This window comes from Massilia alkalitolerans DSM 17462 (genome assembly GCF_000427785.1).
In the GTDB taxonomy this organism is placed as follows: domain Bacteria; phylum Pseudomonadota; class Gammaproteobacteria; order Burkholderiales; family Burkholderiaceae_D; genus Telluria; species Telluria alkalitolerans.
On sequence record NZ_ATYR01000001.1, the window covers coordinates 108,462 to 129,775 of the forward strand.

Consider the following 21,314-nt stretch of genomic DNA (forward strand, 5'->3'; position numbering starts at 1 on the left):
CAACACGGAAGACGAGGTAGACGCATGCGTATCAGCTTCACTCCCGGCCAGGTCGCCATGCTCATCGGCAGGGCCGAACGCCAGCTCGAACAGATCGTCGCCGACTCGATCCGCGAGGTCGGCAGCGGACGCAACATCGCGCGCGGCGCGCAGCACATCCTGCACGAGACGGTGGTCACCCTGATCCGCCTGTACCGCGAACAGGTGCCTGGCGGCGCGCCGGTCGCCACCCGCATCGCACGTGCCTACGCCAAGGGAGCCGACGCCCACACCGGGGTGCCGACCCTGGCCTGCGTGCGGACCATGCTCTCGATCATGCGCGACGCCGGCGCACTGCTGGCGGACCCATCGCAGCCGCAGCTGGATGCGCCGAAGCTGGACACGCCGCAGCCTAGGCCGCCGGCCGTAAGGCTCGGACCGGCCTAGGCTGCCTGCCCGGCCGTGCCGGCCTGGCGCGCACGGGTACTGCCGCCCACCCCTACCGCGGTGGCGATCGCCAGCGCCTGGAACAGCGCCACGCCCGCGAACACCCAGCCCGGCCGGCCCGCATCCATCACCAGCCCGAACAGCAGCGGGCCGATCGCCAGGCCGCTGTCCAGGCCCGAATACACGACGCCGTACACCCGCCCGGTCGCGCCCTGCGGTGCGGCGGCGCGGATCATCAGGTCGCGCGAAGGTCCGGCCACGCCCGAGCACAGGCCGATCAGGCCCATCAGCGGCAAGGCCATCCAGGACGGGCCGGCGCCCGCCGCCAGCACCAGGGCCAGCAGCGCCGCCGCCGCGAAGGCGGCCGCCACGGTGCGGTCGTGCTGCTTCGAATGCGCCCCCAGGAAGCCGCCCGCCACCATGCCCAGCGCCGAGGCCAGCATGTAGGCGGTGTAGGAACTGGTGGCGAGCGCATGCGAGATGCCGTACAGCGATTCCAGGCTGATCGTCGCGAAGCTCTGGATGCCGCCCAGCGCCACCGCCGTCAGCAGGAAGAAGCCAAAGCACAGCCAGACGGCGCGCAGCTTGAGGAAACCCAGCGTGCCGCCCTGGGCAGTCCCGGCCGTACGCTTGATCGGATCCGGGTACAGGACAGCGCGATTCAGCACCAGCAAGGCCAGCACGGCCATCGGCAGCAGCGCCGCCCACAGCAGCGCGGCGCGCCAGCCCTGGGTGGCCGCGATCGAGGTCAGGAAGATCGGCGCCGCGGCCCAGCCGATGTTGCCGCTGATGCCGTGCACCGAGAAGCCGTGCGCCAGGCGGTCGCGCGAGACGCGCTGGTTCAGCAGCGTGTAGTCGGCCGGGTGGAAGATCGCATTGCCGATGCCGGCCAGCAGCGCGCCCGCCACCAGGCCGGCATAGCTGTCCACGCGCGAGAGCACCAGCGCCGACACGCCCAGCATCGACATGCCGAAGAACAGCACGGCGCGCGCGCCGACGCGGTCGACCACGAAGCCGGCCAGGGCCTGCCCCACGCCCGAGACCACGAAGAACACCGTCATCAGGAGACCCAGCTCGGTGTAGCTGAGGCCGAAGGCGGGCTTGAGCCAGGGGATCAGGGCCGCCAGGATCAGGTGGTAGAAGTGCGAGGTGCCGTGCGCCAGGCCGACCAGGCCGATCACGCGGGCATCCTGCCTCAAGGTGTTTTCGTTGTTCATCGCATCCCTCTTGTCGAAAAGCCAGTGTAAGCACATTTCCGGCGTCCGATTTAAGATAGCCTGTCAAGATTTGTCGAGAACCTGCCATGCCGCTTACGAGAACCTCGCTTCCCCCGACCCCGGGACCGGGCCCGACCGGCGAGCGTCCGGTCAGCCTGGTGGCCCGCGACCTGCCCGCCGACGTCTCGGTGGGGGCCCACAGCCACGAGTGGGGACAACTGACCTATGCGCACAACGGCCTGATGCGCGTGAGCGCGGAAGGCAGTAGCTGGATCGTGCCGCCGCAGCGCGCGATCTGGATCGCACCGCACGTCGTCCACGAAGTCGCGATGATGGAAGCGGCCTGCCTCAGTCCCTTGCGCATCCACGCCTCGCGCGACCCGTTCCGCGGCGAGACCTGCCGCGTGGTGGAAGTGAGCAGCCTGCTGCGCGAGCTGATCGCCGCCCTCGAGACGGGCGACCAGCCGCGCGACCCGGGGCGCGCCGCCCTGATCGGCGAACTGATCCTGGACGAACTGGCGCGCGCGCCCTCGCGCCCGATCCGCGTGCCGCTGCCGCGCGACAAGCGCTTGCATGGCCTGTGCGAAGCCCTGCTCGCGGCGCCCGGAGACACCCAGACCCTGGCCGGCTGGGCGCACGCGGCGGGCGCCTCGGAGCGCACACTGGCGCGCCTGTTCGAACGCGAGCTGGGAATGAGCTTCGGCCAGTGGCGCCAGCAGGTGCGCCTGGCCCACGGCGTTTCCCTGATCGCGCGCGGCATGCCGCTGTGGCAGGTGGCGCAGCAGCTCGGCTACGCCAGCCAGTCGGCCTTCAGCGCCATGTTCAGGAATACCTTCGGCAGCACGCCCTCGAGCTTCTTCGCGGACGACCGGCGCCGCTAGAAGCTGATGACGAAGCGCGCCCCCTGCTTCTTGGTCGTGAAGAAGGGCGTGAAGATGTGGTTGACGAGTTCGAGCGGCACGCCCGCGCCGTCATCGGCCACCCCGATGCGCAGGCGCTGCGCGAGTAAATCAGCGTTTCCTTGCGGTCGCTGCAGCGACCGCAAGGGGCTCTCCCTGATCCGGCGCCAGGAAGCGGGTCGACGGCCGGCCATCTGCGTTGTGCTGCACGATGCGCACCGGCCGGCCTTGCGCGTCGAGCCACACCTGGCCGATCCCGGCGCCATTCCAGACGCGCTCGCCCTCCTGGCGCTGATCCGGCAGGTGCGGCGTGAACACGAGATCGCGGCGCTGGGTGAACCAGTTCAGCGGCGAGCGCGGCGAATACAGCCAGCGATTCAGGCGATCGAGCCAGTCCAGCAGGCGGCGCGGGAATTCGTTCTTGATGCCGCTGCTGGTGATCTGCCAGACATGCGGCACCCGGTCCGAGTCGCGCACCTCGACATCGTAGGCGAAGGAGTAGTGCACGTCGCCCGACAGGACCACGTAATTTCCCGGGGTGCGCGAATGGCTGAAGATATTCAGCATGCTGCCGGCCGCGCCGCGATGCGCCATCCAGTTCTCGGCGTCGACGGTCAGGGCCGCACCCAGAAAGGTGGCAAGCCGCTGCACCACCTCGATCAGCTTGACCCCGAACATGGGCGTCGGCGAGACGATGACGGCGGCGGTTTCGTCCAGCAGTTCATGCTGCAGCTCGGTCAAGGACTCCCAATCCATCAGGCCCGAAGGATGGCCGGGCCGGCGCCGGTTGCGCCAGCGCCGGGTGCGGGTATCGAGCACGATGATCGTGGGCTGGGTCCGCAGAACGAAATCCCACTTGCGGAAAGCCAGCAAACGGTCGATCAGCGCGTCCTGCCTTGGTGCGTCGAACCGGTCGTCGCCAGCCGCCGTGTCGATCAGCCCCGCCAGGTCGTCCAGCGCCGCCCCGAAGACCTCGGGGCGATTGCCCCAGCCCTGGCACAGCATGTAGGCCACCAGCGCATTGCCCACGATGCGGCGCGAGAACGGGTGCTCGTAGGCGGTGGTTTCCCACTTGGCCGACAGGTTCCAGTCGTCGGTGATGTCGTGGTCGTCGAAGATCATCAGGGTCTGGACGTGCGCCAGCAGCCGGGCGGCGCGCGGCAGGTCGCCGCGAAAGCCCGCCAGCGCCTGCGACTCGCGCTGCCAGCGCTGCGCATGCCTGGGTTCCAGCACCGGCGGGGCCGCATCCGCCACCAGTTGCCAGGGCACCGGTGACCAGACCAACAGGTACATGGCCATCACCTCGGACAGGGTGACCAGGTGGTTGTGCGCATTGGCCGTGGTGAAGATCGGCTTTTCGCTGCCGCCGAAGAAGCGGTCGCGCAGCGCATCGTTGGATTTGACTGCAGGGAGCAGCTCTTCGCGCCGGTAGTAACTGGCCGGATGGCGGTACAGGGCCTCGCTGTCGGCGACCACCGCGCCTTGCAGGCATTCGGCATACAGGCCCAGGCGCCGGATCAGCGCGTGGATCGCCGCCAGCATCGGGCCCGCCACGTCGTCTGCATACACCTGGTCTCCGCACAGCATCAGCATGGCGGGCCGCTCCTCGGCCTGCCCGACCTGATCGGCCAGCAAGGCGTCGGCGCGCGCCAGGCCGTCGCGCGCGGGATGGTGCGGCTTGCGGCAGGAGCCGAACAGGATATTGTCGCTGCGGCTGCGCAGCACCAGGTTCGGCCGGGCGGCGCCCGCATGCAGCAGGTGCGGCGCCCATTGGGCGATGCCGGCCTCCTTGCCGTCGTCCTGCGTGACGAGCAGGTCGTATTCGATGATGGTGTCCTGCGGCAGCGGCTCGGTGAGCGCCACATCGATCAGGTGCACGCAGGCGTGGCGGCCGACATGTATCACGCGACAGCGGCCCGCGTCCAGGGGCAGGCGCCGAGGCGCCTCTCCGCTGGGCGCCAGCACCAGGGTCAGGTCGAGCGGCGCGCTGCCGACCAGCCATAGCACCAGGCGGCCCGGCTCGAGACGGCGCAGGATGGGGCCGGCGAGTACGGGCGGCAGGTCGTCGGAAACAGGTGGCTGGATCAATCGGGAGCGCTATGCTGGTTTGATGAACAAACGAGTGTAGCAGACGTGCCGGATGGCTTGGGCACACGAACAGCTTGTCCGCGCGCGGTCTCCGGCAAGCCGGTTACAGCGAAAACGCCGACAGATATCTACCGCGCCTATGTTGGACATCATGAAAAGTCATTGGACCGTTATGCCGTACCACCGCATCATGCTCCCGTCTCCTCTACTTTCTCCTCCAAGAAAATAGATTCATGCCCGCGCTCAGCGGGCATTTTTTTTGTCAATTCAGCCATTCAGCCATTCAGCGTTCGCGCTTTGCGACCTCGGCGGATGAGCACACAGCACAGTCCGGAGAGCTCTCACCTGGAAGCGGAGTGAATTGCACAAGCGCCCTTGAGTTCCGGTGCTGGTGACATGAATTTGACACGGTCATTGCAGAGAGAATATGCAACCCGGACGGGTAAAGCGCGGCCGCTGATGCGGGCCGTGTGCAGCAGTTTGCGTTCGGCTGTGTCGCTATACAGCTTGAGTTCGGCAACCGTGGATGTGTCCGATGGCGTCGTGATCTCGACTGTCGCTCCAGCCATAGTCAAGGTATGCCTTCTGCCGTCCGATGGCAAAACGTGCTGCGCAGTTTCTATACCTATCTCGTTTTGAACCGAAATCTGATACGAGGCCGAACTTGCAGGCGGAGTGGCATTTACCCCTGCGGAAATTGCAACCAACCCAGCTAGAAGACTCAGCTTGCGCATGTCTGCCCTTTCGACCTTGTCTGGTAGGGCAATATTGAGCATAAGTGACTTGGCGGTCGATAACACTATAGCGTTAATCACACCGATGAGCGGCATGTGGAAGTCTTTCTGAAGCAAAACGTTTAGTAAACGAACTAAACAAGGGCTGAGTTACCATCGCTTTATTGCTCAAAAAGCAAACTCGGCATATACATGCGAGACAAGAAAGCGTTTGCCGCCACTGTTGGAGACTCCATGACCGTCCGTTCGACCCGCGCCGCCCTCTCCCACTCTTCATCGGCACCGGCGGCGACGGCCACACCTTCCCTGGCGCCACCCGCCCTTCGGCATGGTGCAGCTCAGCCCCGACACCCAGGTGCGCCACTTCCGCCAGAGCTATCCCTGGGCCGCCGGCTACCGCTACGAGGACAATTCGATCCTCGGCTTCTCGCACACCCACTTCTCCGGCAGCGGCCACTCCGACCTGGGCGACGTGCTCCTGATGCCCACCAGCGGCGAGACCAAGCTGGAGCCCGGTTACCCCGAGCGTCCCTTCTCCGGCTACCGCTCACGCTTCTCGCACGAACAGGAACGGGCGGAGCCCGGCTACTACGCGGTGCGCCTGCAGGACAACGAGGTGGACGTGGAGCTGACCGCCAGCGAACGGGTCGGCCTGCACCGCTACCGCTTCAGGAAGGACGCGACGGCCAAAGTCATCCTCGACCTGCGCTCGAGCATCTACGACTACGGCAGCAAGAACCTGTGGTCGCGCCTGCGCGTGGTTGATGCCACCACCCTCACCGGCATGCGCGAGACGCGCGGCTGGGCGCCCGGACGCCAGCTCTACTTCGCGGTGAAATTCTCGCGTCCGATGAGCGCGCGCCAGCTGCACAACCGCGAGGAAGCCATCGAGTACCGCGGCTTCGCCCCGCCCGGCAAGACGCCGGCGGACAAGGTGCTGGTCGAGGGCAAGGCCCTGATGGCGGCGCTGGAATTCGGCACGCCGCCGGATGGCACCCTCCTGGTGAAGGTGGCGCTGTCGCCGGTCAGCGAGGAGAATGCCCTTGCCAACCTGGAAGAGATGCCGGGCTGGGACTTCGACGCCCAGCACCTTGCCGCCTCCCATGCCTGGAACGAGGCGCTGTCTTCCGTGAAGGCCGAAGCGCCCGAGCCGATGCGCACCATGTTCTACACGGCCCTGTACCACAGCATGCTGGCGCCCTCGCTGTTCATGGACCGCGACGGCCGCTACCGCGGACCGGACAACGCGGTGCACCAGGCCAAGGGCTTCAACTTCCACTCGACCTTCTCGCTGTGGGACACCTACCGCGCCCTGCATCCCCTGCTCACCCTGGTGGCGCCGGAAAAGCGCAACGCCGATTTCGTGAACTCGCTGATCGCCGCCCGCGAGCACAGCCCCTACGGCATCCTGCCGGTGTGGTCCTTCCACGGCCTGGAGACCTGGTGCATGATCGGCTACCACGCGGTGCCGGTGATCGCCGACGCCTACATGAAGGGCATCCGCGGCTTCGATGCGGACAAGGCACTGGCCGCAATGACGGCCAGCGCCGAATACGGCCCCTACGGCGGGCTGGAACACTACATGAAGCTGGGCTACGTGCCGATCGACCGCGAGCCGGAAGCGGCGTCCAAGACCGTGGAATACGCGTTCGATGACTGGACCATCGCGCGCATGGCCGAGAAGATGGGCAAGAAGGACATCGCGACCAGTTACTACAAGCGTGCCCAGAACTACCGCAACGTGTTCGACCGCGAAACCGGCTTCATCCGCGCCCGCAAGTCGACCGGCGAATTCCGCACGCCCTTCAACCCGGTGCAGTCGAACTACGGCAGCGACTACACCGAGGGCAGCGCATGGCAGTATTCCTGGTACATGCCGCACGATAATGCCGGCCTGATCGCCATGCTGGGCGACGCCGCCGCCATGGTGGCGAAGATCGACCAGGTCTTCGACGCCAAGGTGGAAGACAACGCCTACGCCCACATGGAGGACATCGCGGGCCTGATCGGCCACTACGCCCACGGCAACGAGCCTTCGCACCACGTGGCCTACCTGTACAACTTCGCTGGCGCGCCCTGGCGCACCCAGGAGCGCCTGGGCCACATCATGGCGACCCAGTACCACAACCGCCCGGACGGCCTGTCGGGCAACGACGACCTGGGCCAGATGTCGGCCTGGTTCGCCTTCACGGCGCTCGGCTTCTATCCGGTGGCGCCGGGGAGCAACGAGTACGTGATCGGCCGGCCCTTCCTGGAACGGGCGCAGTTGAACCTGCCGAACGGGAAGCGCTTCAGCGTACGCGCCGAAGGCCTGAGCGAAGCGAACCGCTACGTCGGCCGCGTCACCCTGAACGGCAAGCCGCTGGCCCGCAGTTACCTAAAACACGAAGACATCAGCGCGGGCGGAGAGTTGGTGTTCACGATGCAGGCCACGCCGAACAAGGAGTGGGGCAAGGAACGCACTGCCCGTCCCTATACCCAGACCGCTTACCAGCCATGATGCGCGTCGCGGCGGCACTGCTCCTGGCGGCGGCGGGCGCCGCCGGCGCCCAGACGGTCGGCAAGGTGACCGACCCGGTCGAATGGGTCAACCCCTTGATGGGCACCCTGAGCAAGCCGGAGCTCTCGAACGGAAACACCTACCCGGCGATCGCGGTCCCCTGGGGCATGAACTTCTGGACCCCGCAGACCGGCAAGATGGGCAATGGCTGGGCCTATACCTACGACGCCGACAAGATCCGCGGCTTCAAGCAGACCCACCAGCCCTCGCCCTGGATGAACGACTACGGCCAGTTCGCCATCATGCCGGTGACCGGCTCCAAGCGCTTCAACCAGGATGCCCGCGCCAGCTGGTTCTCGCACAAGGCGGAGGTCGCGAAGCCCTACTACTACAGCGTCTACCTGGCCGACGCCGACGTCACCACCGAGATCACCCCGACCGAACGCGCCGCCCAGTTCCGCTTCACCTTCCCCGCGTCCAGCGCCAGCTACGTGGTGGTCGACGCCTTCGAGAAGGGCTCCTGGGTCAAGATCCTGCCGGAGCAGCGCCGCGTGATCGGCTACAGCACCCTGCACCGGCGCGGCCCGCTGCCGAAGAACTTCCGCAACTACTTCGTGATCGAGTTCGACCAGGCTTTCACCAGCACCGATACCTGGCAGGGCGAGAAGCTCGAGGAAGGCAAGCTGGAAAACGAGGGCCTGCACAGCGGCGCCCTGCTCGGCTTCGCCACCACCAAGGGCCAGCAGATCCACATGCGGGTCGCGTCCTCCTTCATCAGTGTCGAACAGGCCGAACTGAATTTGCGGCGCGAACTCGGCAAGGACGACTTCGACACCACGCGAGCCAGGGCCAAGGCGCGCTGGAACGAGGTGCTGGGCAGGCTGTCGGTGGAAGGCGGCACGGTCGACCAGACCCGCACCTTCTATTCGAGCCTGTACCGCACCGTGCTGTTCCCGAACAAGATGTACGAGCTCGACGCCGGTGGCAAGCCGGTGCACTGGAGCCCCTACAACGGCGAGGTGCTGCCCGGCCGCCTGTTCGCCGGCACCGGCTTCTGGGACACCTTCCGCGCCCTCTACCCTTTCCTGAACCTGGTCTACCCGTCGATCAACCGCGAGATGCAGGAGGGCCTGGCCAACGCCTTCAAGGAAGGCGGCTGGCTTCCCGAGTGGTCCAGCCCGGGCTATGCCGACATCATGATCGGCAATAACTCGGCCTCGGTGGTGGCCGACGCGTACATCAAGGGGGTACGCGGCCAGGACATCGAGACCCTGTGGCAAGCACTGGAGCACGGCGCCAACAACGAAGGGCCGATGTCGGCGGTGGGACGCAAGGGCGTCAAGTATTACAACGAACTGGGTTACGTGCCCTACGACGTCGGCATCAACGAGAACGCCGCCCGCACGCTCGAATACGCCTACGACGACTTCACCATCTACCGGCTCGGCAAGGCGCTGGGCAAGCCGGCTTCCGAGATCGACGTCTACGCCCGGCGCAGCATGAACTACAAGAAGCTGTTCGACCCCGAATCCGGCCTGATGCGGGGGAAGAACCTGGATGGCAGCTTCCAGTCGCCCTTCAACCCGTTCAAGTGGGGCGACGCCTTCACCGAGGGGAACAGCTGGCACTATTCCTGGTCCGTGTTCCACGACGTCGACGGCCTGATCCGGCTGATGGGCGGGCGCCGCGCCTTCGTCGACAAGCTCGACACCGTGTTCACGCTGCCGCCGATCTTTGATGAGAGCTACTACAAGGCGGTGATCCACGAGATCCGCGAAATGCAGATCGCGAACATGGGCCAGTACGCCCACGGCAACCAGCCGATCCAGCACATGATCTACCTGTACAACCATGCCGGCGCGCCGTGGAAAGCCCAGCACTGGATCCGCGAGACCATGGACCGCATGTATGCGCCCACACCCGACGGTTACTGCGGCGACGAGGACAATGGCCAGACCTCGGCCTGGTACGTGTTCTCGGCGCTCGGTTTCTACCCGGTGACCCCTGGCGTGAACCAGTACGTGCTCGGCACGCCGCTGTTCCCGGAGGCGACGGTGAAACTGGAGAACGGCCGGACCCTGGCGGTGCGCGCGCGTGGCGACGGCCGCTACGTCGACGCGCTGCGCGTCAACGGCAAGCCGGTCAGCCGCAGCTGGCTCGGCCATGCCGAACTGACGCAAGGCGCAAGGCTCGACTTCAGCATGGCGAGCCGGCCGAACACCAGGCGCGGCACCCGCGAACAGGATGCGCCCTATTCGTTCTCGCGCGATCCGGCCCGCCCGGCCGTGCTGCGGGAGGAAGACTAGCACCATGCCGGCCACCATCCGCGACATCGCGAAGGCGACGAACTACTCGATCGGCACCGTCTCGCGCGCCCTGAAGAACCAGGACGGCCTGACGGAAAAGACGCGCGCCCGCATCCGCGCCGTGGCGCGCGAGCTGGGCTACGACTTCGGCAAGCTGCGCCAGGGGGAACTGCGCCGCATCGCCTTCCTGCTGCACCGCCAGCACGACACCCAGACCAGCAGTCCCTTCTACCTGCCGGTGCTGCACGGCGCCGAGGAAGCCTGCCGCCGGCGCGGCATCGCCCTCTCCTTCGTGGTGGTCGGCCCGGCCGAACCGGTGCTGGAACTGGTGCGGGTGCAGCAGCCGGACGCCCTGTTGTGCGCCGGCTTCTTCGAGGCCGAACTGCTCGACGCCCTGCGCGAGACCGGCAAGCCGCTGGTGCTGCTCGACATGCGCCTGCCCGGCTACCGCAGTGTCAACCCGGACCACCAGCTGGGCGGCTACCTGGCCACGCGCCACCTGCTGTCCCTCGGGCGCAGGCGCATCGCCATGCTGTGCGGCTCGCTGGCCCACCACAGCATCCACGAGCGCAGCCGCGGCTTTCGCAAGGCCTTGTTCGAGGCGCGCATGCTGGCCGATCCGGAGCTGGAGGTGCAGCTGCCGCGCGTCGGCGGCCCAAGCGACAATGTGCGGCGCGCGATGGATGCGCTGCTGGCCCTGCCCAAGCGCCCCGACGCCCTGTTCTGCTACAACGACAGCACCGCGCTGGCGGCGATGCAACACTGCCTCGAGCGCGGCCTGAAGATCCCGCACGACCTGGCGATCGTCGGCTTCGACGACATCCAGGCGGCGGCGGGCGCCGTTCCGCCGATCAGCAGCATCGCCATCGACAAGGAAGCGCTCGGTGCGCTGGGCGTCGAGCTGCTGCTGGAAAAACACCCTGCGCCCGACGCCGACCGGACCCTTCCGGTCCAGCTGGTCGTGCGCGAGAGCAGTGACGACAACTAGGAAAAACCGAGGACTTCATGGAGCAACTGCCCGACTTCTTCTCGCCCGCCGTGCTCGAACGGCACGTCGCCCACACGATGTCGTTCTACTACCCGCGCTGCGTCGACCCGAGCGGCGGCTTCTACCACTACTTCCGCGACGACGGCAGCATCTACGACCGCCGTTCGCGCCACCTGGTGTCGAGCACCCGCTTCGTGTTCGTGTTCGCACAGGCCTGGCGCCAGTTCCAGGACCCGGACTACCGGCAGATGGTGCGCCACGGCGTCGACTTCCTGCGCCGCGTACACCGCAATCCGGATACCGGCGGCTATGCCTGGCAGCTGGAATGGGAGAACGGCAGCGCGCGCGTGCTGGACGCCGACAACCACTGCTACGGCCTGGCCTTCGTGCTGCTGGCCTATTCGCACGCCCTGATGGCAGGCATCGAAGAGGCGCGCGGCTGGATCCTTGACACCTTCGCGCTGATGGAGGAGCGCTTCTGGGAGGAAGAACACGGCCTGTACGCCGACCAGGCCAGCGCCGACTGGGCGCTCCGCGATCCCTACCGCGGCCAGAACGCCAACATGCATGCCTGCGAAGCGCTGCTGGCGGCCTTCCGCGCCACCGATCACCTGCCCTACCTGCACCGCGCCGAGCTCCTGGCCCGCAACATCACCCAACGCCAGGCCGGACGCGCGGGTGGCATGGTCTGGGAACACTACACGCGCGACTGGCAGCCGGACTGGGAGTTCAACCTGCACGACAAGGCCAACCTGTTCCGGCCCTGGGGCTACCAGCCCGGCCACTTCACCGAGTGGAGCAAGCTGCTGCTGCAGCTCGAGGCCCATGGCGCCCGGCTGGCGGGCGGGCGCGACTGGCTGCTGCCCGCCGCCCAGGATCTGTACGCCAAGGCGCTTCACTATGCCTGGGACAACAGGCACGGCGGCCTGCACTACGGTTTCGCACCGGATGGCAGCGTCTGCGACGCCGACAAGTATTTCTGGGTGCAGGCCGAAACCCTGGCCGCGGCGGCGCTGCTGGGCGCGCGCACCGGCGCGGAACGCTACTGGGTGGATTACGAGCGCCTGTGGCGCTACTGCTGGGCGCACTTCGTCGACCACGAGCACGGCGCCTGGTACCGCATCCTCACGGCCGACAACCGCAGATACTCCGACGAAAAAAGCCCGGCCGGCAAGGTCGACTACCACACCATGGGCGCCTGCTACGACATCCTGCCGGCGCTGGCGCAACGCAGGCCGCCGGTATCAGCCTAGACAGTTCCGAGCGGAATCAAGCGCTTGCCGGCACCACATTGCGCTAGGATGGCCAGCCACCACAGCAAAGGAGACGAACATGGGCGAAATGGCTAACGTACAGTCGTGCATCCAGGCCTGCGAGGAAGCGATGCGGGCCTGCCAGGTATGCGCCGCGGCCGACATCCGCGAAGGCGAGAACAATTGTGCGCTGATCAACCTCGACTGCGCCGACATCTGCGCAGCCACCCTGAACGTGCTGTCGCGCGGCTCGCCCCATCATGGCGACTTCTGCGCGCTGTGCGCCCACATCTGCCGTGCCTGCGCGGCGGAGTGCGCCAAGCACGCATCCATGCACCAGCACTGCGCCGACTGCCAGGCCGCATGCGAGCGCTGCGCCGCCGAGTGCGACAAGCACGCGCGCGAACGCCACATCTGAGCTTCGGCAGTTCCCCCGCTGCCATCCCCTGCCCGCCCTCCCGCGGGCGGGCATCCCCCAGTGTCGTATGTACGCGTCATTTAACGCATTCTTAACGCCCCAGTAACGCCGGACTGAGCCGTTGCCACGTAGCATCGACTATGATCTGAGCATACATATACATACAAGGTCGCGCTGCCCACCAGGCGGCGCACCACGGGGGCATCGCCTGGCGATGTGTGTTCCACGTCAACCAGGCGTCGTAACGCGTTTTCATGTTTCCAAAAGCATCCAGCAGTACCTCCCAGGACAAGACCCCCTCGGCGCGCCTGGCCCGAATCACTCGCTGGGCCGGTCCCTATGCCAGCCTGCTGCAGATGCTGCTGCTGGGACTGCTCATCCTGACCCTGTCGCGCGTCGCCCTGGCCGCCTGGCAGTGGGAACGGGTGGAGGCGACCGGCATCTCGGCCGTGCTGTTCCTGCAGGGTGTCCGCGCCGACCTTATCCTGCTCGGCTATTTCCTGGCGATCCCCTTGCTGCTGGCGCCCCTGTTCGCGCACCGCTTCTCGGCCCGCCTGTGGCGCACGGCCACGGTAGCCTGGGCCACCTACGCCCTGGTCTTCATCGTCTTCATGGAACTGTCCTCGCCGCAGTTCATCATGCAGTACGACGTCCGCCCGAACCGCCTGTTCATCGAATACCTGGCCTATCCGCACGAAGTGTTCGCTACCTTGTGGAACGGCTTTCGCACCGCCCTGCTGCTGGGCGCAGGACTGACCGTGGTGCTGGCCGTGCTCCTGTACCGGCTGCTGCAGCGCGCGTCGAAGGGCATGAACATGTGGCCCTCGCGCAAGCTGCTGCTGCTCTGGCCCGTGCTGTGCATTGCGGTCTTCATGCAGGTGCGCTCGACCACCGGGCACCGCCCGGCCAATCCCGCCCTGTTCGCCCTTACCGGCGACTCGATGGTCAATTCCCTGATCATCAACTCGGCCTGGTCGGTGTTCGACGCCATCGGCTCGATGCGCAAGGAGTCGGTATCCTCGGAAATCTACGGCGACATGCCGCGCGCCAGGGTGCTCGAGCAGGTGCGCGCGGCGCCCTGGCTGGCGGGGGCGCGTTTCGACAACCCGCAGCTGCCCACCCTGCACCACCAGCCGGCCGCCGTCCAGCGCGAGCGCCCGCTGAACCTGGTCATCGTGCTGGAAGAAAGCCTGGGCGCCACCTTCGTGCAGTCGCTCGGCGGCCTGCCGGTGACGCCGGAGCTGGAAAAGCTCAAGCACGAAGGCTGGTGGTTCGAGCAGTTGTACGCCACCGGCACCCGCTCGGTGCGCGGCATCGAAGCGGTGGTGGCCGGCTACGCGCCGACGCCGGCGCGCAGCGTGGTCAAGCTCTCGCTGGCCCAGCAGAACTTCTACACGCTGGCAGCGGGCCTCGGCCAGCAGGGCTACCACACCGAATTCGTCTACGGCGGCGAAGCGCACTTCGACAATATGCGCAGCTTCTTCACCGGCAACGGCTTCCAGAAGATCGTCGACATCAGCCAGATGCGCCCGTCCTTCGTAGGCAGCTGGGGCGCCTCCGACGAAGACCTGTTCGACAAGTCGCTGGAGCGCTTGAAAAGCCTGCATGCCGCGAAAAAACCCTTCTTCAGCCTGATCTTCACCTCGTCCAACCACGAGCCCTTCGAATTCCCGGACGGGAAGATCGCGCTGCACGAACCTACCAGGCAGACGGTCAACAATGCGGTGAAATACGCCGACCACGCCCTCGGCAAGTTCATCCGCGAAGCGAAGAAGCAGGACTACTGGAAGGACACCGTATTCCTGATCGTGGCCGACCACGACAACCGGGTCTACGGCAATGCCCTGGTGCCGATCAAGAAGTTCCACATCCCGGGACTGATCCTCGGCGCCGACATCCAGCCGAAGCGGATCGCCACCATCGCCAGCCAGGTCGACCTGGCACCGACCCTGCTGTCGCTGCTGGGCGTGTCGAGCACCCACCCGATGATCGGCCGCGACTTCGTACGCGACAGCAGCTCGCCGGGACGCGCCCTGATCCAGTTCAACAACCTGTTCACCTGGCTGGAAGGCTCCTCGGCCACCATCCTACGCCCCGGCAACACGCCCCTGCTGGGCCGCTACGATGCCGCCACCGGCGTGCTCGATCCCTACGCGGGCAAGCCGACCCAGGCCCAGGTCGACCAGGCGATGGCGCACGTGATGCTGCCGTCCCTCCTCTACCGCGAGCAGCGCTACCGGCCTGCTCCTTAGCCATACATATCCGGAAACAAAACCGCAACAAAGTCGCCATCCTGCGGCTGATTCTTCGGCTTGGGTTCCTGCTAATATTGGTCGTCCCGCTGGCCTTGCTGTCCGGCCGCGGGCGCACCATGCAGCGCTCTTCCAACCGGGGATAAGAAGATGGATGCCAGAACGCCAGCCGTGATTGCCTGCACAGCCTTGCCCGCCAGCGCCCGTGGACGCTGAGATGCGGCGTCCAGGCTTCCTGCGCTCGTTCCCGGCCTTCCTGCTGGCCCTGGTGCTCGCCTTCCATGCGGGCTGGGGACAAGCCGCCGCATCAAGCGAGACCGGCCATGCGCGCGTCAGCCTGCTGGTGCACGCACCAGGCGGCATCGCGCCGGGGCTTGAGGTCTGGCTGGGCCTGCGCATCGAGCACCAGCCGCGCTGGCATACCTACTGGCTCAACCCGGGCGACTCGGGCCTGCCCACGACCACGGCCTGGACCCTGCCGCCCGGATTCGCGGCCGGCGACATCGCCTGGCCGACACCGAAGCAGCTGCCGCTCGGTCCCCTGATGAACTACGGCTACGACGGCGACCTGCTGCTGCCGGTGCGTCTGACGGTGCCGCCCGGCTACGCGGGCGGCCCGGTTCCGGTGAAGCTGCGCGCCGACTTCCTCATCTGCGAAGAGGTATGCATCCCCGAATTCGCGGAACTGGACACCGTACTCGCGCCCGGCCCCGTGTCCACCCATGCCGCGCTGTTCCAGCGCGCCTTCGACAGCGCGCCGCGCGAGCTACCCGGCTTGAAAACCACCGCCAGGATTGAAAACAATGCGCTGGTGATCGAGACCCAGGGCCTGCCGCCCGCCTACCGTGGCCAGTCCTTGCAGCTGTTCCCCGCCAACGGCGGCGTGATCGACCACCCGGCGCCGCTGGCGCAGGAGTGGAAGGACGGGCAGCTGGTGCTGCGCGCGCCATTGTCAAACCAGCGCAGCGACAGCCCGGCATCCATGGACGCCGTGATCACCGCGGGCCACCAGGCGCCCGGCATCCCCATCAGCTTCGCGATCGCGGGACTCTGGCCGACACCGGGTGGGGCTGCGGCGGCCCCGGCGCCGGCGGCTCCACCGGCATCCGTGCCGGTCGACAGCGGCGCCGAGCGTCCCTGGCTGGTGGTGCTGGCATTCGCCTTCCTTGGGGGCGCCCTCCTGAACCTGATGCCCTGCGTGTTCCCGGTGCTGTCGCTGAAGGTGCTCGGTTTCGCCCAGCATGGCGGCGAGCGCAAGCGCATCGTGGCGGGCGGCTTCGCCTATACCCTGGGTGTCGTCGCTTCCTTCCTGCTGCTGGCTGCGCTGCTGCTGGTCTTGCGCGCCAGCGGCGAGGGCCTGGGCTGGGGCTTCCAGCTGCAGTCGCCGCCCTTCGTGGCGGCGCTGGCCATCCTGTTCACGCTGATCGGCTTCAACCTGGCCGGCCTGTTCGAGTTCAGCCGCATGCTCCCCGGCCGCATCCTGAATGCGCGCGCGCGCAACCCGGTGCTGGACGACTTCCTCACCGGCGTGCTGGCGGTGGCCGTGGCTTCGCCCTGCACCGCGCCCTTCATGGGGGCTGCCCTGGGCGCCGCCCTGTCCCAGCCCGCGCCGCAGGCCCTGTCGGTGTTCGCCGCGCTGGGCGCCGGCATGGCAGCGCCCTATCTCGCCGCCAGCCTGTTCCCCGGCCTGGCCCGCATGCTGCCGCGTCCGGGTCCGTGGATGCTGCGCTTCAAGACCTTCATGGCCTTCCCGATGTTCGCCACCGTGGTGTGGCTGCTGTGGGTGCTCGGGCAGCAGGCCGGCGTCGACGCGGTCGCGGCCATCCTCGGCCTGATCGTGGCCGCCGCCTTTGGCGTGTGGGTGCTGGGCATCCCGGCGCGCAGCCATGCCGGGCGCTTGGCCGGCATCGGCGCCGCCGCCCTGGCTTTCCTGGGAGCGGCTGCCTGGGCCTGGCCGGCGTTCCAGCATGGCCAGGCGAATGCGGCCACGGCCGAAGCCTCCGCCGGCTGGCAGGCCTGGTCGCCGCAGGCGGTGGCCCAGGCGCGCGAGCAGGGCCGGCCGGTGTTCGTCGACTTCACCGCGGCATGGTGCGTGACCTGCCAGTACAACAAGCGCACCACCCTCGCCGACCCGGGACTGATGCGGGACTTCCAGGCCAGGGAGGTGCTGCTGCTGCGCGCCGACTGGACCCGGCGCGACGAAACGATCACGCAGGCACTGAAGGAACTCGGACGCAGCGGCGTGCCGGTGTACGCGCTCTACCGCAAGGGCGCGCCGCAGCCGACGCTGTTGTCGGAACTGCCGAGCGTGGAGGAAGTCAGGCAGGCCCTGGCCGCGCCGTAATCAGAAGTTCAAGCAGTCCAACCAGACCAACCACCAGGAGGATTTCATGAAGCGCACCATCGCATTCTCGCTGTTCGCCGCCGGCCTGCTTCTCAATGGCAGCGCCCTCGCCGAAGCCGTGGTCGGCCAGCCCGCGCCCGCCTTCAAGGGCGTCGACGCCGCCGGCAAGCCGGTCTCGCTCGACCAGTACAAGGGCAAGTACGTGGTGCTCGAATGGGTCAACCCGGAGTGCCCCTTCGTCAAGAAGCACTACGACAGCGGCAACATGCCCACCGTGCAGAAGTACGCCGCCGACAAGGGCGTGGTCTGGCTGTCGGTCAGCACCAGCGCCGACGGCGACCGCGCGGGCAAATCGGCCGCCATCAACGACTGGGTCAAGGCGAAGAAGGCCATGCCCGCGGCCACCATCATGGACACCGGCGGCGCCATCGGCAAGGCCTACGGCGCGCGCACCACCCCGCACATGTACCTGATCGACCCGAGCGGCAAGCTGGTGTACGCCGGCGCGATCGACAGCAAGCCGAGCGCCAATCCGGCCGATATCAAGAGCTCCACCAACTACCTGGTGCAGGCGATCGACGAATCCCTGGCCGGCAAGCCCCTGAGCCAGGCCGTCACCAAGCCCTACGGCTGCTCGGTGAAGTACGGCTGATTCATGCGCTTCAGATAATGTGTCGCGGCAGCCCGCCATGCATGGCGGGCGCTGCTATGATGACTCCCCATAATCACATCAACAAGGGGATCCTCATGCGCCGTACCTCGCTTTCACGCCGCAGCCTGCTGGCCGCAGCAAGCTTGGCCGCCTTCCTGCCATTCTCCAGCGTCCTGGCCGCGCCCTTCGAATCGACGCGCATCACGGTGCGCACCGAAGGTTCCGGCCCCGACGTGGTCCTGATCCCCGGTCTGAACTCCTCGCCGCGCGCCTGGGCCTCGACCGTGGCCGCCCTGCCGGGCTACCGCTACCACCTGGTGCAGGTGTCGGGCTTCGCCGGCCAGCCGGCGGGCGGCAACAGCGAAGGCAAGGTGGCGGCGCCGGTGGCCGACGAGATCGCGCGCTACATCAAGGAGGCCGGCCTGAAGCAGCCGGCCGTGATCGGGCATTCGATGGGAGGCACCATGGGCATGATGCTGGCGGCGCGCCATCCGGAAGCGCTGTCGCGCCTGATGGTGGTGGACATGTATCCCTACCTGGGCAACTTCTTCGCCGGTCCGGGCGCGCCGCCCGAGCAGGTCGAGGCGGTCGCGAACGCGGTAATGGCGAGCATCCGCAACGCCAGCCCCGAGCAGCGCGCCAGGAACACCAGCGACACCATCGTCGGCATGGTCAACACCGAGTCGATGCGCGCCGGCGCCATCTCCGATTCCGCCGCCAGCGACCTGGACGTCAGCAGCCGCGCCTACCGCGAGCTGATCGTGACCAACCTGATCCCGGAGCTGGACAAGATTACCAAGCCGGTCACCGTGCTCTACGTGCAGCCGAAGACCGTGCTGATCCCGGCCGAGCAGTTCGACTTCGCCTACAAGAGCGCCTATGCGCCGGTGAAGAACCTGACCCTGAAGCGTATTCCGGACAGCGCCCACTTTATCATGTGGGACCAGCCGCAGCGCTTCCAGGGCGAGGTAAAGGCTTTCCTGGCCGCGCCCTGATCCAGCCTGCACGTACGCCAGCGCACGGAGCACACCTCCCGAGACGGTTATATTGCACTGCAACATAGCTTACAGATGCAATATGGTCAAACTTGCCCCCGGGGTGCGCCTGCTGCGCAGCCTGAGCCGCGCCGCCAAGGCGCAACAATCGCTTGCGGCGACACTGCTGGGCGCGTTCGCGCCGGCGCCGCAGAAGCCGGCTCCCGGACCCAGCACTTCCCGACCCGCGCCGCGGGAGAACCGTGCCCTTGAACCCGGCGCGCCCGGCCGATGGCTGGAGGCGCAGTTCTCCCTGCCGCCGCAGCCGGGACAGGGGCCCGCACAAACCATGTCTTACTGGCTGTACCTGCCGCGCCACTTACCCGAGACCGTGACGCGGCGCGGCTGGCCGCTGGTGGTGATGCTGCACGGCTGCCACCAGAGCGCCACCCAGTTCGCCGAAGGCACGCGCATGAACCGCCTGGCGGAAGAAAAAGGCTTCGCCGTGCTCTACCCGCAACAAGATCGGCAGGCGCAGCGGCAGCGCTGCTGGCGCTGGTACGACCGCGACACCCAGCAGGGCGGCGGCGACACCATGGCGCTGGCCGCGCTGGTCGACGCGGTGTGCACGCGGCACCCGGTCGACCGCCGCCGCATCTATGCCTGCGGCCTGTCCGCCGGCGCCGGCATGGCAGCCGTGCTGGCCCTGAACCATCCCGAGCTGTTCGCCGCCGTCGGCCTGCATTCCGGGCCCGTCTTCGGCGCCGGTCACAGCCCGATCGGCGCCATGCACGTCATGCGCCACGGCGCTCCCCTGCAGGCCGATGCGGCCATCCGCGCCGTACTGGAACGCCGTATCGCAGATGGCGTGGACGCGCCGATGCCGCCGATGCCGGCGTTGATGATCCAGGGCGAGGACGACCGGGTGGTGCGCCCGATCAACCAGTTCGAGCTGGCGCGCCAGTGGCTCCAGTTGAACGGTTTGCCGGCGGGTCCGGCGACACGGATCGCGCAAAAACCTGCGGGACGGGGCGGCCGCCGCAATGCCCATGAAATCCAGGACCACCTGGCCGGCTCCAGGCTAGTGCTGCGCGTGGTCCGCATTGCCGGCCTGGGTCATGCCTGGAGCGGCGGCGATCCGGCCCTGAAGTTCAATGCGGAGGCGGGACCGGATGCAAGCCGCATGATGCTCGAGTTCTTCGGCAGGCACCGGCGCCAGGCGCGGCTATGACGGACCGGGATTTTCCAGTAGAGTAGCCACCGTACCGCTACTGCCCCCATCCCGGGAGAGAAAGTCCGATGTTTGAGATCAGCCAGATACGCTGCTTCGTCGCCTTGGCCGAGGAGCTGCACTTCGGCCACGCAGCCGAGCGCCTGAACATGACCCAGTCGCCGCTGAGCCGCCAGATCCAGCTGCTCGAGCACCATGTTGGCACCCAGCTGGTGGACCGCGGCAGCCGCGGCGTGCGGCTGACGGCGGCCGGCAAGGCCTTCTTTCCCGATGCCGCGCGCATCCTGCGGCTGGCCAACGAGGCGGCGGTGACGGCGCAGCGCGTCGCCAAGGGCGAGCGCGGCGCGCTGGCGATCGGCTTCACCGCCGCTTTCGGCTACGGGCGCCTGCCCGACCTGGTCAGGCGCCTGCACGAGCGCGTCCCCGGCATTTCGCTCACGCTCAAGGAGCTGGTCACGACCGCGCAGCTCGAAGGGCTCGACAGCGGGCAGATCGACATCGGGCTGATGCGGCCGCATATCCGGCATGGCGAACTCGAGGCCGTCCGGCTGGCGCCCGAGCCGCTGATGCTGGCCATCCCGGTACGCGACGCGCCCCACTGGCCCGAGCGTCCCACGCTGGCCTGCCTGCACGGCAAGCGTTTCATGATGTATGCGCCCTACGAGGCAAGCTATTTCTACCGGCTCCTGAACAACTGTTTTGATGCGGCCGGCGTGGTGCCCGACATCGTCGAACACGTCGGGCAGATCCATACCATGATGGCCCTGGTCAGCGCCGGTGTCGGCGTGGCCGTGATCCCGGCCGCGGCCTCCCGGCTGCAGTTCAGCGACGTGGTCCTGCGCGCCATGGACACCGACCCGCCCGAACCGGTGCAGACCGTCTGCGCCTACCGCCGCGACAACGGCAATCCCCTCCTCGCCACGTTCATACGCGACATCCTGCCCGCCTTCCTGCGTCCGGGCGAAGCCTGATCCAATTCTTGCATCGATCGAGACAGTGATTGGTTTGGTCCGACGCGCCGACCGTTCTAAG

General features: G+C 67.3%; 16 protein-coding genes. 13 read left to right on the forward strand and 3 right to left on the reverse strand.

Annotation, left to right across the window (positions count from 1 at the left end):
* The first annotated feature begins 24 nt into the window (after positions 1–24).
* On the forward strand, positions 25–426 hold the full coding sequence (locus tag YWC_RS0100525) for a hypothetical protein (protein ID WP_027863629.1): 402 nt from the start codon (positions 25–27) through the stop codon (positions 424–426).
* Here YWC_RS0100525 and YWC_RS27745 read toward each other — a convergent pair.
* Positions 423–1,643: an MFS transporter gene (locus YWC_RS27745; protein ID WP_036212462.1), complete on the reverse strand. Its 1,221-nt coding sequence runs from the start codon at positions 1,641–1,643 to the stop codon at positions 423–425. The genes YWC_RS0100525 and YWC_RS27745 overlap by 4 nt on opposite strands.
* 86 nt (positions 1,644–1,729) lie before the next feature.
* Between YWC_RS27745 and YWC_RS0100535 the strand changes: the two genes are divergently transcribed.
* On the forward strand, positions 1,730–2,524 hold the full coding sequence (locus YWC_RS0100535) for an AraC family transcriptional regulator (RefSeq protein ID WP_027863630.1): 795 nt from the start codon (positions 1,730–1,732) through the stop codon (positions 2,522–2,524).
* A gap of 129 nt (positions 2,525–2,653) precedes the next feature.
* On the opposite strand, the gene YWC_RS0100545 is transcribed toward YWC_RS0100535, so the two are convergent.
* Positions 2,654–4,630 (reverse strand): metallophosphoesterase family protein, encoded by a 1,977-nt coding sequence (locus YWC_RS0100545; RefSeq protein ID WP_084416230.1) that lies wholly within the window; start codon positions 4,628–4,630, stop codon positions 2,654–2,656.
* A 341-nt stretch (positions 4,631–4,971) separates the two neighbouring features.
* Positions 4,972–5,460 carry a hypothetical protein gene (locus tag YWC_RS32565; protein WP_156923420.1) on the reverse strand — a complete coding sequence of 163 codons (489 nt, stop codon included), beginning with the start codon at positions 5,458–5,460 and terminating at the stop codon, positions 4,972–4,974.
* Between the two features lie 232 nt (positions 5,461–5,692).
* Between YWC_RS32565 and YWC_RS27750 the strand changes: the two genes are divergently transcribed.
* From YWC_RS27750 to YWC_RS0100600, 11 genes are all read left to right on the forward strand, one after another.
* A complete protein-coding gene (locus tag YWC_RS27750) occupies positions 5,693–7,864 on the forward strand; it encodes a GH92 family glycosyl hydrolase (RefSeq protein ID WP_211238928.1) in 2,172 nt (723 codons plus the stop codon).
* On the forward strand, positions 7,861–10,170 hold the full coding sequence (locus YWC_RS27755; protein ID WP_051306110.1) for a GH92 family glycosyl hydrolase: 2,310 nt from the start codon (positions 7,861–7,863) through the stop codon (positions 10,168–10,170). The genes YWC_RS27750 and YWC_RS27755 overlap by 4 nt, the downstream gene beginning before the upstream one ends.
* 4 nt (positions 10,171–10,174) lie before the next feature.
* A complete protein-coding gene (locus tag YWC_RS0100560; RefSeq protein ID WP_027863632.1) occupies positions 10,175–11,158 on the forward strand; it encodes a LacI family DNA-binding transcriptional regulator in 984 nt (327 codons plus the stop codon).
* 17 nt (positions 11,159–11,175) lie between these two features.
* Positions 11,176–12,411, forward strand: a complete 1,236-nt coding sequence (locus tag YWC_RS0100565; protein WP_027863633.1) for an AGE family epimerase/isomerase — start codon at positions 11,176–11,178, stop codon at positions 12,409–12,411.
* Positions 12,412–12,490: 79 nt separating this feature from the next.
* The gene (locus tag YWC_RS0100570) at positions 12,491–12,829 is read left to right on the forward strand and encodes a four-helix bundle copper-binding protein (RefSeq protein WP_051306111.1); all 339 of its coding nucleotides are present in this window, start codon (positions 12,491–12,493) and stop codon (positions 12,827–12,829) included.
* A gap of 254 nt (positions 12,830–13,083) precedes the next feature.
* Positions 13,084–15,081 (forward strand): LTA synthase family protein, encoded by a 1,998-nt coding sequence (locus YWC_RS0100575; protein ID WP_027863635.1) that lies wholly within the window; start codon positions 13,084–13,086, stop codon positions 15,079–15,081.
* A gap of 217 nt (positions 15,082–15,298) precedes the next feature.
* Positions 15,299–17,425, forward strand: a complete 2,127-nt coding sequence (locus YWC_RS27760) for a protein-disulfide reductase DsbD family protein (RefSeq protein WP_084416231.1) — start codon at positions 15,299–15,301, stop codon at positions 17,423–17,425.
* Between the two features lie 46 nt (positions 17,426–17,471).
* Complete coding sequence (locus tag YWC_RS0100585) at positions 17,472–18,077, forward strand: redoxin domain-containing protein (protein WP_036212465.1); 606 nt, start codon at positions 17,472–17,474, stop codon at positions 18,075–18,077.
* Between the two features lie 95 nt (positions 18,078–18,172).
* Positions 18,173–19,072, forward strand: a complete 900-nt coding sequence (locus tag YWC_RS0100590) for an alpha/beta fold hydrolase (protein WP_027863637.1) — start codon at positions 18,173–18,175, stop codon at positions 19,070–19,072.
* 82 nt (positions 19,073–19,154) lie between these two features.
* The gene (locus tag YWC_RS0100595) at positions 19,155–20,282 is read left to right on the forward strand and encodes an extracellular catalytic domain type 1 short-chain-length polyhydroxyalkanoate depolymerase (protein WP_027863638.1); all 1,128 of its coding nucleotides are present in this window, start codon (positions 19,155–19,157) and stop codon (positions 20,280–20,282) included.
* A 68-nt stretch (positions 20,283–20,350) separates the two neighbouring features.
* Positions 20,351–21,253 (forward strand): LysR family transcriptional regulator, encoded by a 903-nt coding sequence (locus YWC_RS0100600; RefSeq protein WP_027863639.1) that lies wholly within the window; start codon positions 20,351–20,353, stop codon positions 21,251–21,253.
* The last annotated feature ends 61 nt before the right edge of the window (positions 21,254–21,314 follow it).